Source organism: Paraburkholderia sp. RL17-383-BIF-A, from assembly GCF_046028015.1.
GTDB lineage: Bacteria > Pseudomonadota > Gammaproteobacteria > Burkholderiales > Burkholderiaceae > Paraburkholderia.
In genome coordinates, this window is sequence record NZ_JARESR010000001.1 from 13,207 (window position 1) to 29,502 (window position 16,296).

At 61.3% G+C, this 16,296-nt stretch carries 14 protein-coding genes; 10 read left to right on the plus strand and 4 right to left on the minus strand.

Annotated elements, in window-relative coordinates; translation table 11 throughout:
• Nucleotides 1-291 precede the first annotated feature (291 nt).
• The gene (locus P0D71_RS00070; RefSeq protein WP_408478607.1) at nucleotides 292-1,530 is read right to left on the minus strand and encodes a LysR family transcriptional regulator; all 1,239 of its coding nucleotides are present in this window, start codon (nucleotides 1,528-1,530) and stop codon (nucleotides 292-294) included.
• A 502-nt stretch (nucleotides 1,531-2,032) separates the two neighbouring features.
• On the opposite strand from P0D71_RS00070, the gene P0D71_RS00075 reads away from it, so the two are divergent.
• The 5 genes from P0D71_RS00075 (at nucleotide 2,033) to P0D71_RS00095 (ending at nucleotide 7,401) form a co-directional block, all read left to right on the plus strand.
• Nucleotides 2,033-3,328 (plus strand): gallate dioxygenase, encoded by a 1,296-nt coding sequence (locus P0D71_RS00075; RefSeq protein WP_408478609.1) that lies wholly within the window; start codon nucleotides 2,033-2,035, stop codon nucleotides 3,326-3,328.
• 225 nt (nucleotides 3,329-3,553) lie between these two features.
• Entirely contained in the window at nucleotides 3,554-4,903 is a 1,350-nt protein-coding gene (locus P0D71_RS00080) for an MFS transporter (protein WP_408478611.1), read from the plus strand.
• 65 nt (nucleotides 4,904-4,968) lie between these two features.
• On the plus strand, nucleotides 4,969-5,994 hold the full coding sequence (locus tag P0D71_RS00085; RefSeq protein WP_408478613.1) for an amidohydrolase family protein: 1,026 nt from the start codon (nucleotides 4,969-4,971) through the stop codon (nucleotides 5,992-5,994).
• A 2-nt stretch (nucleotides 5,995-5,996) separates the two neighbouring features.
• Nucleotides 5,997-6,680, plus strand: coding sequence for a 4-carboxy-4-hydroxy-2-oxoadipate aldolase/oxaloacetate decarboxylase (gene ligK / locus P0D71_RS00090; RefSeq protein ID WP_091807218.1), 684 nt, complete (start codon nucleotides 5,997-5,999; stop codon nucleotides 6,678-6,680).
• Between the two features lie 31 nt (nucleotides 6,681-6,711).
• Nucleotides 6,712-7,401, plus strand: coding sequence for a substrate-binding domain-containing protein (locus P0D71_RS00095; protein WP_408479138.1), 690 nt, complete (start codon nucleotides 6,712-6,714; stop codon nucleotides 7,399-7,401).
• Between the two features lie 31 nt (nucleotides 7,402-7,432).
• On the opposite strand, the gene P0D71_RS00100 is transcribed toward P0D71_RS00095, so the two are convergent.
• A complete protein-coding gene (locus P0D71_RS00100) occupies nucleotides 7,433-8,161 on the minus strand; it encodes a transporter substrate-binding domain-containing protein (RefSeq protein WP_408478615.1) in 729 nt (242 codons plus the stop codon).
• 18 nt (nucleotides 8,162-8,179) lie between these two features.
• Between P0D71_RS00100 and P0D71_RS00105 the strand changes: the two genes are divergently transcribed.
• The 5 genes from P0D71_RS00105 to P0D71_RS00125 all read left to right on the plus strand — a co-directional run bounded on the left by P0D71_RS00105 (nucleotide 8,180) and on the right by P0D71_RS00125 (nucleotide 14,163).
• Nucleotides 8,180-8,923, plus strand: a complete 744-nt coding sequence (locus tag P0D71_RS00105; RefSeq protein WP_408478617.1) for a hypothetical protein — start codon at nucleotides 8,180-8,182, stop codon at nucleotides 8,921-8,923.
• Between the two features lie 198 nt (nucleotides 8,924-9,121).
• Nucleotides 9,122-11,281 carry an ATP-binding protein gene (locus P0D71_RS00110; protein ID WP_408478619.1) on the plus strand — a complete coding sequence of 720 codons (2,160 nt, stop codon included), beginning with the start codon at nucleotides 9,122-9,124 and terminating at the stop codon, nucleotides 11,279-11,281.
• Nucleotides 11,278-12,930 (plus strand): response regulator, encoded by a 1,653-nt coding sequence (locus P0D71_RS00115; protein ID WP_408478621.1) that lies wholly within the window; start codon nucleotides 11,278-11,280, stop codon nucleotides 12,928-12,930. Before P0D71_RS00110 ends, P0D71_RS00115 begins: the two co-directional genes overlap by 4 nt.
• Nucleotides 12,905-13,537 carry a response regulator gene (locus P0D71_RS00120; protein ID WP_091807231.1) on the plus strand — a complete coding sequence of 211 codons (633 nt, stop codon included), beginning with the start codon at nucleotides 12,905-12,907 and terminating at the stop codon, nucleotides 13,535-13,537. Before P0D71_RS00115 ends, P0D71_RS00120 begins: the two co-directional genes overlap by 26 nt.
• Before the next feature lie 416 nt (nucleotides 13,538-13,953).
• The gene (locus P0D71_RS00125; protein ID WP_091807236.1) at nucleotides 13,954-14,163 is read left to right on the plus strand and encodes a hypothetical protein; all 210 of its coding nucleotides are present in this window, start codon (nucleotides 13,954-13,956) and stop codon (nucleotides 14,161-14,163) included.
• A gap of 42 nt (nucleotides 14,164-14,205) precedes the next feature.
• Here P0D71_RS00125 and P0D71_RS00130 read toward each other — a convergent pair whose 3' ends face one another.
• Together P0D71_RS00130 and P0D71_RS00135 are read right to left on the minus strand one after the other, a co-directional pair.
• Nucleotides 14,206-15,057, minus strand: coding sequence for a DUF6566 family protein (locus P0D71_RS00130; RefSeq protein WP_408478623.1), 852 nt, complete (start codon nucleotides 15,055-15,057; stop codon nucleotides 14,206-14,208).
• A gap of 824 nt (nucleotides 15,058-15,881) precedes the next feature.
• Complete coding sequence (locus tag P0D71_RS00135) at nucleotides 15,882-16,250, minus strand: hypothetical protein (protein ID WP_408478625.1); 369 nt, start codon at nucleotides 16,248-16,250, stop codon at nucleotides 15,882-15,884.
• Nucleotides 16,251-16,296: the final 46 nt, after the last annotated feature.

Sequence of the window (16,296 nt, forward strand, 5' to 3'; positions counted from 1 at the left end):
TCCATCCGCGTGTGCGGCAGCCGACAAGGATCGGCTTCCCGCACACGGCGATCACGACGGCTTTCGTACTGACTGCAGTGGCTCCGGCTACGCCGGAAAGTATCTGATCGATGACTCGCTGATTCCCTGGAGAGTGCTCCAGGGAATCAGCGAGTCTTTCTGTTTCTCCGCGGACTGTTCTCGCCAAATCCTCCCCCTGAAAGTCCGCGAGGCAGCGCGCAAACTTCCATGTTTTTCGGAATTGGCGAATCGCTTTCGCCATGTCGAAAACGCCTGCCGAATTGCCGGACTTCAGCCACTGTGTGTGCGCATCACGTCTACAACGGACACGCGGATCGCATCGATCAAAGCTCGCGCGGCCGGGGACGGGCTGCCGGTCGAGCGCATGGTCAAACCGATGTCGCGTCGCGTGTTGTGTAACTTGACGTCGAGAATCGCCAGTTGTCCGGACTGAATTTCCAGTTGCAATTGGTGGGCCGACAGCGCGGCAATCATGTCCGTGTCGAATAGCAGCCCGCGAATCACTGCCAGGTCCGCAGTTTCCACGGTCGGCACAGGCGGTTTGACCTTCATTCGCCTGAACTGTTTCTCGAAAAGCGCAAGAGCCGGTGCGTTGCTGCGCGGCAGGATCCACTGTGCGTCGCGCAGGTCCATGATGCTGAGATCGCGCGCGCGAGCGAGCGGGTGATCGCGGCGTACGAGCAGTGCCATGTCGGACGACATCAGTCGCTCGTTCTTCAGGCCACTCGCGGCGTCGTTCTCCCGCAGCGCACCGAGGATAAAGTCGACGTCACCCGCGCGCAGGTCTGCAACGAGCGCCTCGTAGGCACTTTCGTTCGTGATGGTGCGCACACCTGGATTTTCCCTCGTCATCCGTGCGATCGCTTTTGGCAGGATCAGCGTGCGTCCGAGCGGCAACGCACCGACTGTCACCGTGCCTTGAATCTGACCGTGCGTTGCCGCGACGTCGTCGGGTACATGCCTTAGTTCGTTCAACGCGCGACGCACGCGCAGCAGAAACGCTTCGCCTTCTGTCGTGAGAAGGATGCCGCGCGGGCTACGATGAAATAAAGTCAGACCGGAGCCGCTTTCCAGCACGCGAATCGCGGTGCTCACGGCTGGCTGGCTGATGCCGAAGGTCCTCGCTGCGCTGGGCATGTGCCGATGGCGGGCAAGCGCCGCAAACAGTTGCAGCCGCCGCGTGTTGAGCAGATAAGCCGGCAACGCGCCCTCCGCCGCAGCCCGACGGCGTGCCTGCCTTGCCGAGCACCACTGCGCGAGTTCTTCCAGTTCGGCAAAAATCCGCTCGCAACGTTTGAGAATCGCCCGGCCGACTGGCGTTGGAAGCATGCCCGACGGACTGCGGACAAAGAGCGGCTCGCCGAGTGCCGACTCGAGTTCCTGGACAGACCGAGTGACGGCCGATTGGGCGCGAAACAGGGCGGCGGCGGCACGCGTGGCGCTGCCCGTGTCGGCGACCATTCGGAATGCGCGCAATTGCGAGAGGTTGAGAAGTTCGTGGCTGCTCATGGACGGGGCCGTGTTCTGGAATTCCGAATTGCGATTTGGTTCATAAGGCATCTGTTCTGTTTATCGCGCCCGGACGGTCCCAGCGGGATCCATTGTTGAAGCTTTGCCGGTGTGGGATTACAAAAACCCTTGTCGCAGCGCGCTTCGCGGCACTTGCCGCGCAAGCGAAGAGTCGGTAATGGCCATCAATTATCCAACTTTGGTGGTAATGACGGTGGTTTCCGCACCCTTCCTTCGAGCAGGCTTACTCCCTATATTTGTATCCGAAAGCCTGTGCGGAAGATAGCCGCGCCGGTTACCCGACCCATCTGGTTTCGCGGGAGTATGGGCGGCGCAAGGAAAGGGGTGTAAGCGAATCGCGGGATGATGGTTGGCGGTATCCAGGTCGCGACGACTTAGGGTGAGCCCCATCGTTGCCGGACCGCCGCTAGCCGTATTCTCCGCGCTCGCCACCTGAGGCGCCTCGATGGGCGGTCATCTGAGATTTCTGAGGAGTATGGGCATGGCACGGATCATCGGAGGCATCGCGGCCTCGCACACACCAACCATTGGCTTTGCTTTCGACAAGAACAAGCGCGACGATCCGGTGTGGGCTCCGATCTTCGAGAATTTCGCGCCGCTGGCGGACTGGCTCGCGCAGAAGCGTCCTGACGTGCTGCTGGTTATCTATAACGACCATGTCACGTCGTTCTTCTTCGACCACTATTCGGCGTTCGCGCTAGGCGTGGGGCCTGAGTGGAAGGTCGCCGACGAGGGAGGGGGCGCGCGGGATCTGCCGCCTATCAGCGGACATCCGGGCCTGGCCGCGCACATCGGCACGTCGCTCATGACCGACGAGTTCGATATGTCCTTCTTCCAGAACAAGGCGCTCGATCACGGCTGTTTCTCGCCTCTATCGATGCTCTGCCCGCATACCCCCGAATGGCCCGTGAAACTCGTGCCGTTGCAGATGGGTGTGCTGCAAGTGCCAGTGCCGAGCGCCCGGCGCTTTTACAAGCTTGGCCAGGCACTAAGGCGTGCGATCGAGAGTTACCCGGAGGATCTCAAGGTCGCGATCGTCGCAACGGGTGGCCTGTCGCATCAGGTTCATGGGGAGCGCGCCGGCTTCAACAACACGGAATGGGATCAGCGCTTTCTCGATCTTTTCGAACGCGATCCCGAGCAACTTGCTGATATGACGATCGCCGAATATGCGGAACTGGGCGGGTTCGAGGGCGCTGAAGTGATCATGTGGCTCACGATGCGGGGCGCGTTGCCGTCGAGCGTCGTATGCAAGCATCGCAGTTACTACTTGCCGTCGATGGCGGGCATCGCGACCGCCATCTATGAAGGCGAGGAAGGTGAGACGAAGCCTTCCATTCTGGAGCGCCACCGGCAACGGATGGCGACGCAGCTAGCCGATATCGAGAAGCTCGAAGGCACCTATCCGTTCACGATTGAACTCGCCGTGAAGGCGTATCGGATCAACGATTATCTTCACCGGATGGTGGAGCCGGCCCATCGCGAGGCTTTCCTGAGCGATCCCGAGGCAAGTTTCGAAGCGGCCGCGCTGACCGAAGAGGAGCGAGACCTGATCCGTCGCCGGGATTGGCGCGGCATGCTGCACTACGGCGTTATCTTCTTCATGCTGGAGAAGCTGGGCGCCGTGACAGGCGTGTCGAATCTTCACATCTACGCCGCCATGCGCGGGGAAACGCTGGAGGCTTTCCAGCGCACGCGCAATGCGCCCGGCGCGCTGTATTCGGTGGCGGGAAAGACCGCCGGAAAACTTGACTGGGACAGCCCGAAGAAAGAGTGAGCTGAGAACAGGCGCAGTTGACCGGGATCGCATGGCAACCATGCAAGCGGTAATTCCGCAACGCAGACACAGATCAACGGCATAAACAGTTCCGATGGCGCGTTGAGCCGCGCCACTCAGGCCATCGTTCGAGTGGGCCTTTAACCCGCTTTGGCGTTGCCGTTGCGGAGCCGTTTGCGATCGTTGCGTCGGGCGAGACATATAGGAAGGAGACAGGAGTCAACAATGACTAACGGAAGAACGATTGATATCAAGGCGTTTATCGACGGGCGATCCATTTCGCCTTACCAGTGGCTGCTGGTGGCGCTGTGTTTCCTGGTCGTGACGGCGGATGGCATGGACGTGGCGATCATGGGCTTCGTGGCGCCTTCGATCATTCACGACTGGGGGATTTCGCGACCCGCGTTCGGTCTGGTGATGAGCGCGGCGCCGCTCGGCCTCGTGATCGGCGCTCTCGGGGCGGGGCCTGCTTCGGACCGTGTGGGCCGTAAGTGGGTGTTGATTACTTCTGTTTTCCTTTTCGGTGTGTTCACGATAGCGACCGCCTTCACCCGGTCGCCTATGGAAATGGCCACGCTGCGTTTGCTGACCGGCATTGGTCTTGGCGCCGCGATGCCCAACTCGACCACGCTGCTTTCGGAGTACGCACCTCAGCGCAAGCGGTCACTGTTGATCACCATCATGTTCACTGGTTTCAATCTGGGATCGGCCTTGATCGGTTTTGTTGCCGGCTGGCTCATTCCCGACCATGGTTGGCGTTCGGTATTGATCTTTGGTGGCGCTCTGCCGCTCGCCTTGATCCCCTTGCAGGTGTGGCTGCTACCGGAATCGGCCCGTCTCCTGGCGGTGCGCGGCGCGTCGCCCTCGCGTATCGGCGCGACTCTGGGCCGGGTGTGCGGTGAGCGCTTTACAGGCGACGAGGTTTTTGTTTCCAGCGAGCCCCCGTTGCCGACGCGCAAACCGATCGGCGTACTCTTTTCGCACGGCTACGGCTTCATGACCGTGGCGCTTTGGGCGACCTATTTCATGGGCCTGCTCGTGATCTATCTGTTGACGGGCTGGCTGCCCACGCTCATGAAAGATGCGGGGCTGACCGTCACGTCCGCAGCCAACGTGACCGCGATGTTCCAGATCGGCGGAACGATCGGCGCGGTTCTTGTCGGCTGGATGATGGACAAAGTGCGGCCGGCGCCGGTCATCAGTGCGGCCTATCTCGGCGGTGGTCTGTGTGTTCTTGCGCTTGGGTGGATCGGCGCTTTGTCGTCCTCGCTGGCGTGGTTCGTGTTTGCAGCCGGCTTTTGCATGAGCGGCGCGCAGACCGGGTTGAACGCGTTTGCGCCAGGCCGTTACCCGACGCTCGCACGTGCTACCGGCGTGAGCTGGATGTTGGGCATGGGGCGATTCGGCAGCATCTTCGGCTCGGCAATAGGCGGCGCGCTGCTCGGCCTCGGCTTGCAGTTCAGCGCGATTCTCCCGCTGCTTGCGGTGCCCGCAACGCTGGCTGCGGTGGCCATCCTGCTGGCCCAGCGGGTCAGGGTAAGCGAGCCGGCCGCGCAGCCCAACACGGCACACTGACCAGGTAATCGAGCGATGCTACGTCCGGCATTGCGGCAACAATTCAAACGCTGTTCGGAGTCACGATGATCATCGACATTCACGGCCACTACACAACGGCACCCAAAGCACTGGAAATGTGGCGCAACCGCCAGATTGCGGGCATCAACACTCCTTCGGAAGTGCCCAAAGTTTCCGAATTGCAGATCGGCGACGACGAACTGCGCGAATCGATCGAAAGCAACCAGTTGCGCCTGATGCGCGAACGCGGCCTCGATCTCACGATCTTCAGCCCGCGCGCCAGTTTCATGGCGCATCACATCGGTGATTTTCAGGTCTCCAGCACGTGGGCGGTGATTTGCAACGAGTTGTGCTTCCGTGTGAGCCAGTTGTTTCCCGATCATTTCATTCCGGCTGCAATGCTTCCGCAAAGCCCCGGCGTGGATGTCGCCACCTGCATTCCGGAACTCGTCAAATGCGTGGAGCAGTACGGCAACGTGGCGATCAATCTCAATCCGGACCCGTCGGGCGGTCACTGGACCAGCCCGCCGCTGTCCGATCGCTACTGGTATCCGATCTACGAGAAGATGGTCGAGTACGACATCCCCGCAATGATTCACGTGAGCACGAGTTGCAATGCGTGTTTCCACACGACGGGCGCGCACTACCTGAACGCTGACACCACTGCGTTCATGCAATGCCTCACGTCGGACCTGTTCCGCGATTTTCCAACGCTGCGCTTCGTGATTCCGCACGGCGGCGGCGCTGTGCCGTACCACTGGGGACGCTTTCGCGGACTCGCACAGGAATTGAAGAAGCCGCTCTTGAAGGACCATCTGCTCAATAACGTCTTCTTCGACACCTGCGTCTATCACCAGCCGGGCATCGATTTGCTGACACGCGTGATTCCCGTGGACAACATTCTGTTTGCAAGCGAGATGATCGGCGCCGTGCGCGGCATCGATCCCGAGACGGGCAATTATTTCGACGACACCCGGCGCTATATCGAGTCCGCGCAGATCGATACGGACGAGCGGTACAAGATTTATGAAGGCAACGCGCGGCGCGTTTATCCGCGCCTCGATGCAGCATTGAAAATGAAGGGGCTTTGATCATGTATGAATTAGGCGTGGTGTATCGCAACATTCAGCGAGCACAGAAGGATGTCGCCGCGAATCTCGGTGCGCTTGGGACCGCGACCGTGCACGAAGCAATGGGTCGCGTCGGCCTGCTCAAGCCATACATGCGGCCGATTTATGCGGGTGCGCGCGCCCATGGCACGGCGGTCACGGTTCTTTTGCAACCCGGCGACAACTGGATGCTGCACGTCGCCGCCGAACAGATCCAGCCGGGCGATATTGTCATTGCCGGTGTCACGGCCGATTGCACGGACGGCTATTTCGGTGATCTGCTGGCAACGAGCTTCAAGGCACGCGGCGCGCAGGGGCTCGTCATCGATGCGGGCGTGCGCGACGTAAGCGTGCTGGCCGACATGCAATTCCCGGTCTGGAGCAAAGCGATTTCCGCCAAAGGGACGATCAAGGCCACGCTCGGCTCGGTGAACATTCCGGTGGTGTGCGCCGGAGCGCTGGTGAATCCGGGCGACGTCGTCGTCGCGGATGAAGACGGTGTCGTGGTGGTCCCCGCAGCGTCGGCGCAGAAGGTGCTCGACAAGGCGGCGGCGCGCGAAGCCAATGAGGCCGAGAAGCGCGCGAAGCTCGCTGCCGGCGTGCTCGGTCTGGATATGTATCGCATGCGCGAGCCCTTGCAAGAAGCGGGGCTGCGCTATATCGACTGAAAGGGCGTGTAACTTGGTTATCGATCAAACCATGGGGCAAACGGTCACCGTTATCTCATCAATGGCGACCCGCAATGTGCTCGCCGATCTCACCGAACGATACGCGCAGGATTCGCGGCAATCGGTGTCGGTCGAATCGGTAGGCGGCGTCGATGCTGCCCGGCGTGTGATGAACGGTGAGCCGTTCGATGTCGTCGTGCTGGCGGCCGACGCAATCGACCGGCTGGCGGCGGCCGGCCGGATCGTGGCGGGCAGTCAGAGGGAGATCGCCCGCTCTCACGTGGCAATCGCCGTGGGGGCGGGCGCGGCGCATCCCGACATCTCGACCGGACCCGCCGTACGCAGTGCGATTCTGGCTGCCCGCAGTATCGGCTATTCCACCGGACCGAGCGGTTCGCATCTGTTGCGGCTTTTCGAGCGCTGGGGCATTGCAGGGGCTATCGCGCCGCGCGTTGTGCAGGCTTCGCCGGGCGTGCCGGTCGGCTCACTCGTCGCGAGCGGTGAGGTGCAACTCGGTTTCCAGCAATTGAGCGAATTGATGCACCTGCCCGGCGTCGATGTGGTCGGGATACTTCCGTCTGATATTCAGGTCGTCACCGCTTTTTCAGCCGCGGTTTGCGTGGCGTCCACGCAAGCTGCGCAGGCACAGGCATTCGTTTCGTTCCTTGCGTCGCCCCTTGCGGCGTCTGTCAAGCTGGTGCACGGCATGGGGCCGGCGTGAACCGACGCCGCGGATATTGAGTCTCTGATCGTCAGCTCATCCAGTACTTGTCTGGAATTCTGCGGTCCGCTTCGGAAAGGAAAGGGTTGTCGAGCGTAAAGGTCAGGCGCGATCCGATCTTTGCGCGTGTCAGCGCATCCTGAATGTAATGATGGGAGTTGAACAGTCTCATGTAGGCGCCATTGCGATACGCAGTGGTAAGCCCGCTTTCGATCGCCTCCGCCAATGCTTCGTGGCCCGAGGCGACATAGAAGATGAAATCCGATCGGTATTTCAACAGGAGCCGGTTCTCGACCACGAGATCGGGCTCCTGGTGCTGACGGCCATCGAGTTCAGTAAATGCTTCAACTAAGCCGCGCGGGAAATAGTCGACCCGGCCACCTTGGGTCATCTCGAACATCGTGTCATAGGTCGAAGTCTGAACGTTCAGGCCGGCTGCCTTCAGGATCTCCGTATCGATCCACCCCAGTCCCTGCCCGCACATGAATGCTTTCAGATCGGAGAAGCGTTCGACCTTGTCGAAATCCGCTTGCCGATCCTTTCGGATGATGAATAGCCGGTGGCCAATCAGTCCACGATGAATCGGAATCCGCACGACATTCCTGCCGCGCTCGGCTTGCGCCTCCATACTCGTCCAGTGCAGATTGATCATGTTGTCGGGGCCGGCCAGTTCGGCTAGCGCCCGAGCGCGCTCCATTTCGATGTCGGCTGCCCGCAACGTGTACGAAACGTTTGTTGTCTTCATGGCCAGATCGAGCACGGCGAGCGCAAACGCGGCGTGAACGTCGCGGGCGGGCCGAATGCGGGGATAGACAACGTCGAAGTGGACGGGAGAGTCGGCAGGCGCGGCACGCGCGCGCAGCGTGCTGCCCGCCGCAGCCAGCGCTGCCAGTACAAAGCGCCTGCGATCCATGGATGGTCGGTTTCTCGAAACAGCAGTGGTGCGCTCGGATTGGCGCTTGTCCGCACAGATTCTCGCCTGAGCGGTTTTTCATCCTGCCACGTCCTGCCTTTACTTACAAATCGTGTAATCCCGTTGTTAGGGTGCAGCGGGCATTCAGGATTTCCTGACGGCATCTTCAGCGGATCGGAAGGGTTTTTTTCCGGGCTTCCTGACTGTGTGCCGGTCCCGGCCTCCTTAGGATGGTTTATCGAAATCGTCTATATCAACGGTCCCGTTATGAACGGTCATTCAGAAAGCCGCGAAATCGCGGTTGAATTCCTCGACACCGCGTGCGAGCGGCTGTTCGACATCTGGTGTGAAAGCAGAAGCGTCATACCGCTCAGCTACCTGCTGCACTGCTGGCCATTGCCGGATAGGGGGTACGCGTCCGTGAAGCGGTTGTCCGACGGATTGCGCGAACTGCGGATGTCGAACCCCCATGCGCTCGGTGGCCGCATCCGGCCGATCCTCGCGGAGGTGACCTCATGCATCGATGAGATCCTGCAGTATCCGCGGATCTGCTTGCCGCGAGCGGTCAACGATTCGCCGGCTGTCGCGACGGACATGTACGTCAACTAGACTTTCGTCAGAATAATCAGGACGCGTTTCACCGGGAACGAGCACCGGGCGGATCGGCAAATCAGAGTGACTGGCTGACTGGGGCAGGCAAACGTTGAAGCGCCACCCTGCGAAAGCGCTGGCCGACCGTTCAGAGCCCGTGTAGCGGCAACGAGTGCAGAATAGACGAAACTAGAACCGTAGCACTCGCGGGGAAGTATGAAGCACAACCTCTTCGACGCATGGTGGAGTTTGATCAGCCGCTTCAGGAGCAGCCTTGTATCACGGCTTCTCGTCACCGTGCTGCTCGTCAGCTGCGCGGTCACGGTGTTGCTGACCGGGCTGCAGCTTTACCGCGACTACGAGCAGGGCGTGAAGCAGATCGACAATCGCCTTGTGGACATTGACCGCAGTAGTCGCGACAGTCTGGCGGAAGCGCTCTGGCGACTCGACGATGCGCAACTGCAACTGGAGTTGAACGGCATTCTGCGTCTCGCGGATATCCGTGCCGTGGAAATTCGCGAGGCGGGGAAAGCCGGTCAATCTGCCTACCTGAGTGCGGGTCAACGCTCCGCCGGTCCCGTCATGGCTCGCGAGTTTCCGCTCTTCTACAGGGTGCAGGGCAAGGAGCGCGAGATCGGCAAGCTCTACGTGGAGGCGACGCTGCTCGACCTCTACCGGCAGTTGAAGCGGACCGCCGCGACGATTCTGATCACGCAGGCCGCCAACACTTTTTTCGTCTCGCTGTTCATCGTCTACATCCTGTCCCGTCTTGTGATGCGGCACGTCGCGGCCATTGCGCGTACGGTGGAGAACTACGATTTTCGTGAACCGCCCAGGCCGTTCAGCCTCCAGCGCCGCAAACGGCGTGAACCAGACGAACTCGACCGTGTGGCGGCCGCATTCAATGCGATGGGCGCGCGGCTTCACTGCGCGTATCGCGACGAGCAGAATACGGCGGCTGAACGCGAAGCGCGCAATCTGGCGGAAGCGGCCAACCGGGCCAAAGGCGAGTTCCTGGCGAACATGAGTCACGAGTTGCGCACACCGCTGAACGGTATTCTCGGCTATGCGCAGATTCTCGAGTGCGATGCCACGTTGAGCGAGCGGCAGCGAGAACGCGTGGCGGTCATCCGCCATAGTGGCGAGCATCTGCTGACGTTGATCGAAGACACGCTTGATTTCGCGAGGATCGAAGCGGGCAAGCTGAGAGTCGAAATAAACGACGTGCCGCTGGCGGGGTTTGTCGATGCCATTCGGGACATCATCGAAGTAAAAGCCGAGCAGAAGCATCTCGACTTCATCTGCGAATTCGCGGACGATGCGCCCGACGGCGTGCGTGCCGATGAGCGACGCTTGCGGCAGGTCATGCTCAATCTGCTTGCCAACGCCGTCAAGTTCACCGACTCCGGTTGCGTGAGCCTCCTTGTCTCCAGATCAGAGGAAAGCCGCGTCCGTTTCGAAGTGCGCGACACGGGGGTGGGCATTGGTCACGATCAACTGAATACGATCTTCGAGCCCTTCGAACAACTGGGCGCGGCTGAGCGGCGAGCAGGCGGGACCGGCCTCGGCCTCGCCATCAGCCGTGAGTTCGTGCGTGCAATGGGCGGCGAGATCGAGGTGGAAAGCCGCCTCGGGCAGGGCAGTACTTTCCGCTTCGAACTGCCGCCCGCGAGCGTGACGCCCGTGTTGCGCAAGACAGCGGCCCCAGCGTCGCTCTCGTCCACGGCGACGGGCTATGAGGGGCCGCGCAGGAAGGTGCTGGTCGTCGACGATATCGAGGTCAATCGTGCGATCGTTGTAGACCTGCTAGGCCGTCTCGGCTTCGACACCGTCGAGGCGCAAGACGGTCGCGACGGGTTCGAGACGGCGCAACGCGAACGACCGGCACTCATTCTTACGGACATCGTGATGCCCGAAATGAACGGCCTCGAATTGACGCGCAACCTGCGACAATCGCAGGGGTTCGCTCATGTTCCGATCATTGCCATGTCCGCCAGCCCTTCCGGGATCAACAAGGCGATGAGCATGGAAGCGGGCGTGAACGCGTTCCTGCCAAAGCCGGTCGACCTCGAAGCGCTGCTGGCGCAGATCGCCACGCTACTTGGGCTGAGGTGGATCCATGCGTCGCCGGCCGAGCGTGACGTGACGCCGGAGGTTAGCCTCGCAGCCGTGCCCCGGCGGCAGATGGAAGAATTGCATCATCTTGCGCGCCTTGGCGATATGCATGAAATCATCGCGTGGGCCGAGAACCTGGCGGCGCGCGATTCGCGTTATGGCTCTTTCACGGGGCAACTCTGTGCACTGGCTCGCAACTATCAGTCGAAGTCGATTCTCCATCTGGTCGAACGGTATCTGACTCTCGAGGGCAAGCCATGAACGAGCCCAACGCGGAGGCCCGAGAACGGCCGACGATCCTCATCGCCGACGACACGCCGGCGAATTTCGGCGTGGTCGTCGACAGTTTGACGGACCGCGGCTTTCGGGTGCTCATTGCGCTCGACGGCGAAGAGGCGCTGGAGCGTGCGCTGTTTTCCGCGCCAGACCTGATCCTGCTCGATGTGAAGATGCCGGGAATCGACGGCTTCGAGACTTGCCGGAGGCTCAAGGCGGACACGCGCACGCGCGATATCGCGGTCATTTTCATGACCTCCTTGACGGGCGCGGAAGACATGGTCGAGGGTTTTTCGGCCGGGGGCGTCGACTACGTGGCGAAGCCCGTCCGTGTCAACGAAATGATGGCGCGCATCGAGACCCATCTCGCGTTGCGCGTGATGCACCGGCAGCTTGTCGTGCAGAACCGCCAGCTCATGAACGAGGTGGCGGTGCGCCACGAGGCCGAGGCCGAATTGTCGCGCGCGCGCGACGCGCTCGAACAGACGGTCGAGCAGCGCACGAGGCAACTCGCGGAGTCGAATGCGCGGCTGTCCGCTCAGGTGGACGAGCGCCGCCGGGCGGAAGCGAAGTTGCAGGCGAGCGAAGCGCGTTTTCGCACGATTGTCGAAACCAGCCCGATTCCGCTGTGCATCACGTCGATGCCCGACGGCGTCATTCTGTACGCGAATGAACCGTTGCGAAAACTGGTCGGTCTCGATACGGGCATGGGCCCGTTGACCAACATCGTCGATTTCTATATGGATGCCGGCGACCGTGACCGGCTCCTGTCGCATCTGCGCACGGAGGGCAGTTTCAGCAACAGCGAAGTGCATATGCGGCGCGCCGACGGCTCGCCGTTCTGGGCCATGGCGACCGCGCGCGTGGCGACCTTCGGCGATGCCCCGGCGATCTACGTCGGTCTGAACGACATCACGTCGCGCAAGCGTATCGAGCAGGAGTTGTTCGAATCGCGCAATCAGTTGCGCGAGTTGTCCGCGTACATGGAGGCGATTCGCGAGGAAGAGCGCAAGCGCATCGCCATGGAGATTCACGATGAACTCGGCCAATTGCTGACCGCGCTAAAGATGGACGTCTCCCTGCTGAAAATGCGTCTCGGCACCGATCCGGAGGCGATGCGCAAAGCCGACGACATGCGCGAACTCGTCGAAAAGACCATCTGGATGGTCCGCAATGTCGCGAACCATTTGCGGCCGGTGGCGCTCAACTTCGGGGTCGTGTCGGCGCTGGAATGGCTGGTGGAGGATTTCATGCGGCGGCATGGCATTCTTTGCCAGTTGCACATCAACGGGGGGGAACCCGTGCTGCCGGAGGCTTGCGCCACAGCCGTATTCCGGATCGTTCAGGCTTCGCTCACCAACGTCGGTCGCCACGCGCGGGCAACGCGTGCCGACGTGACGCTGACTAGCACGGCGGCGGCGCTCGATCTGCACGTGAGCGACGACGGCTGCGGATTCGATCCATCCATGGCGCGTACGGGTTATTCGTACGGACTGCTGGGTATGCAGGAGCGCGCCCGCCTGATCGGCGGCGCGATGAGTATCGACAGTGCGCAGGGTATGGGCACCGCGATTTCCATTCACATTCCGCTTACAGGCGCAGCAGAAAATGATCGACGTCCTGATTGCCGATGATCACGCCGTGGTGCGTGGCGGCCTGAAACAGATTCTCGCGACGACCACGGATATCGTCGTCGCCGCCGAGGCCGCACAAGGTTCGGAAGTGCTCGATCGGCTGCGTACGCGGCGGTTCGATCTGGTGCTGCTGGACATGACGATGCCCGGCATCAGCGGGGTCGATCTGATTCGGCGAGTGCGTGCCGAGCAGCCGTCCTTGCCGATTCTCGTGCTGAGCATCCACAACGAGGCACAGGTCGTGTCGCGCGCGCTGCGCGCGGGCGCGACGGGCTATGTGACGAAAGACAGCGATCTTGACGTGCTGCTCGCGGCGATCCGCAAGCTGGCGGGAGGCGGGCGTTTCATCGACCCGAAGCTGGTCGACGCGATGGTCTTCGAAACGCATTCCGGCGACGCGCCGCCGCATGAAGTGCTATCCGACCGTGAATTCCAGGTGTTGCAGATGCTGGCAGCCGGCCAGAGCATCAACGAGATTGCCGAGTCGTGTTCGCTCAGCGCCAAGACCATCAGCACTCACAAGATGCGGCTCATGCAGAAACTTGGCCTGAACAACAACGCCGAGCTGATCCGCTATGCGATCAGGCACGGTCTGGTGACAGAGTAACGAAGTGACGGTGCCGGTAGGGAAATCCTGAGGCGCGAAGCAGCGTTTCCCGAATCAACAATCCGGCGCTGCTGACTGAAGAAACCTCGCCGTTGTCCCACGATTGGCAAATGGAAATCTGACGTGCGGGGGCAGATGTGGATGCGACGAAAAGCTCACTACGCGGACTGCGCGAGAAATTACTGGCGACGGCGGGCGCGCTTCCGGTCCGTGTGCTCACGCTGCATGGTTCGGCGGACGGTCTGACTTGCCGCGTATGCGTCGAAATCAGGCGACCGGATGGACCGATCCTGCTGTTCTTTTTCCGGCACAGCGACGGTACGTGGCACGTATTTCCGCCGGCAGAGAAACTGTGCAGAATGCGCTTCGAGCCGCTCGTCGGATGACATGAACGAGGCCGGACAAAGGAGTCATCGATGAACGCAGACAAACTGGGGACCTTGTCGGTGCACGAAGCGGCATTGCGCGCGTGGCTGAGCGAATGGTACGACCACGCCTTCGCGACGGGCTTCATCCGGCCGCCTTTCATACTCGACGACGCGACCGCATTGAGGCTCGAAGGTTACTTCGACGTGGGATTGACGCCCGCGGAGGGTGTCAAGGCCATTTTCGGCGTGGTGCATTGACTCGCCAGGGGCGCCGGAGCATCCGGCGCTTTCGGGAGCGGATCACCCCGAGCATTTTCTTTGTTGGCGAACATCGCTGTTCGATTCAGCGGCGTCGTCGCCGCTTTCGCCGCATTCCTCGTCGATCCATTGCCGCGCCCATTCGAGCGCGTATTGCTGCGCCGTCTCGCGGTGTTCGAAGCTCGGACCGATCAGCCCGGAGCGTGCGACGCGCTTTTTATCACGCACGATCTCGGCCCATCCGCGGAAATGCGCGTTGGCCAGTCGATCGGCGGAAACGTGGATCACGTAGCCGCGCGGGTCGGATTCGGTCTGGCCTTTGGACGCGAGGGTCGTCCATGGCGAGGCGGGCCGTTGCATGGTGTGTGGGCGAGTCACCGGTTCGCGCGATTCGACGCACCCGGGTACGGGATCCCCTGCATTCAGGGAATTCGGGAGTTGCCGCGCAATATGCCTGAACGTATCGGCCGTATGGGACGACTGCCATGCCTCGCGCGGTGTTTGCCAGGACGCCTGCTCCCTCCAGAACACCCGGCGAAAACCATCTTCCCACGTCTCTCGATCGATGCGTCGCGATGAGGCATCGCGGCGCTCCAGTGTGAACTGCGGACCGCACCGGAACTTGCGTCCAGTGCTCGAAAGAATCCGGTACATCTGCGCCAGGGCGCCGCTCGAACGCCATGCCTCGAAGCGGTGCCGGCAGGTCGGCGCCGACGGATAGTGGCTCGGCAACATCGACCAGGATTCGCCGGTCGTCAGCACCCACACCACGGCGTTCGCCACGACGCGAACCTGCGCGCGTGGCCGGCCGCGCTGCCGGTGAGAAATGGGAGGATCCGCGAGGATAGGCGCGAGCAGCAGCCATTCTTCGTCACTGATTTCGTCGAAATGCACGCTGTCCTCCACATACCCATTGCTTTGGGCGAACACGGGTGTCGGCGTTGCCGCTACAAACCGCTCGTCAGCCACGTTGGCAGTGACGACAGGATCAGCAGGTCTTCGACACAATCCGATAGTTCGCATACCTCCTGAAACGAGGCGTCGCTGGAGTCGTGCGGATGTTGCCGTCTGAGCTCGCGTAGAGCGTTGCCAAGACGCCGGAGAGCGTCGGGCTCGCTGTTCATCATCGGCCAGCCTTGCAACAGATACGTCAGCGGCGCGACGCTTCTGGTCTCGCACCACCGGTCGAAGAGGCATAAGCACATTGCGTTGATGTGCTCGATCGAATTTTCTCTCTCTGACAGATACGGAACCATGGCAACACTCGGATGAAGGCAATTGACGTGCATTCATCCTATGCGGCCACTTTTCGCGGTGCAGTCAGGGGATCAAGAAAATGTGGGCGGTAGATGCTGAACTACGGGTCAGGGAATCCTTACTCGCGGGACTTCCCGGCGGGGCGACTTGCCGCGTCGGACGCCTGTTTGACCCAATTCATTGACAGGGGGCTGGTATAGACGCAGCTGCGGCACGTATTCACTCGCCGGTCGGCCGGAGCGTACAAACGAAATTAGACGGGGGAGGTGCAGAAGGGCGCCGAGTCGAGTCGAGACGCCATTGACGAACATAGAGGAACCGGATCGACGCCGCGTTGGCCCCGACGATCAGACGGGGTCTCCCCGATCGGGATTTCATTGACCGGCCCGCGCGCGGGCTTGTAGCGCGCTTGAGGGTAACGCCGGTTGCGAATGCGTTACCCCTTGGATTTCGGTGGCAGGTCAGGCGCTGGTATTGATCACCGAGCCGGCCGCGCCGCCCTGTGTCGCACCGGCGCCATGCACTGGCGAAGACGAAGAACTGGCCAATGCGCTCACCGTACTGCCTGCGGCAGGTACATGAAGGTGATGCACGCTTTTTCCAGAGCCGCTCTGCGATGTTGTTGCCGACTTCAGATGCGCCGCAAAACTCGACTGGCTGGATTCAGCTGTGCTGCTTTTGCCTGTTAGCATCGACAGCCCGGAACTGATGGCGCTGCGTACGCCGCCAAGCAGGGTGGATGCTGCACCGAGTGGAATCATATTCACATCCATCAGAATGGGGTAATGGAAATACCTGCGCTTGCGGACTATACCTTGTTTTCTTTCCACATGGAGGCGGCCCTTTACTCCATGGAGACGCTTCGCGAAACGGCGT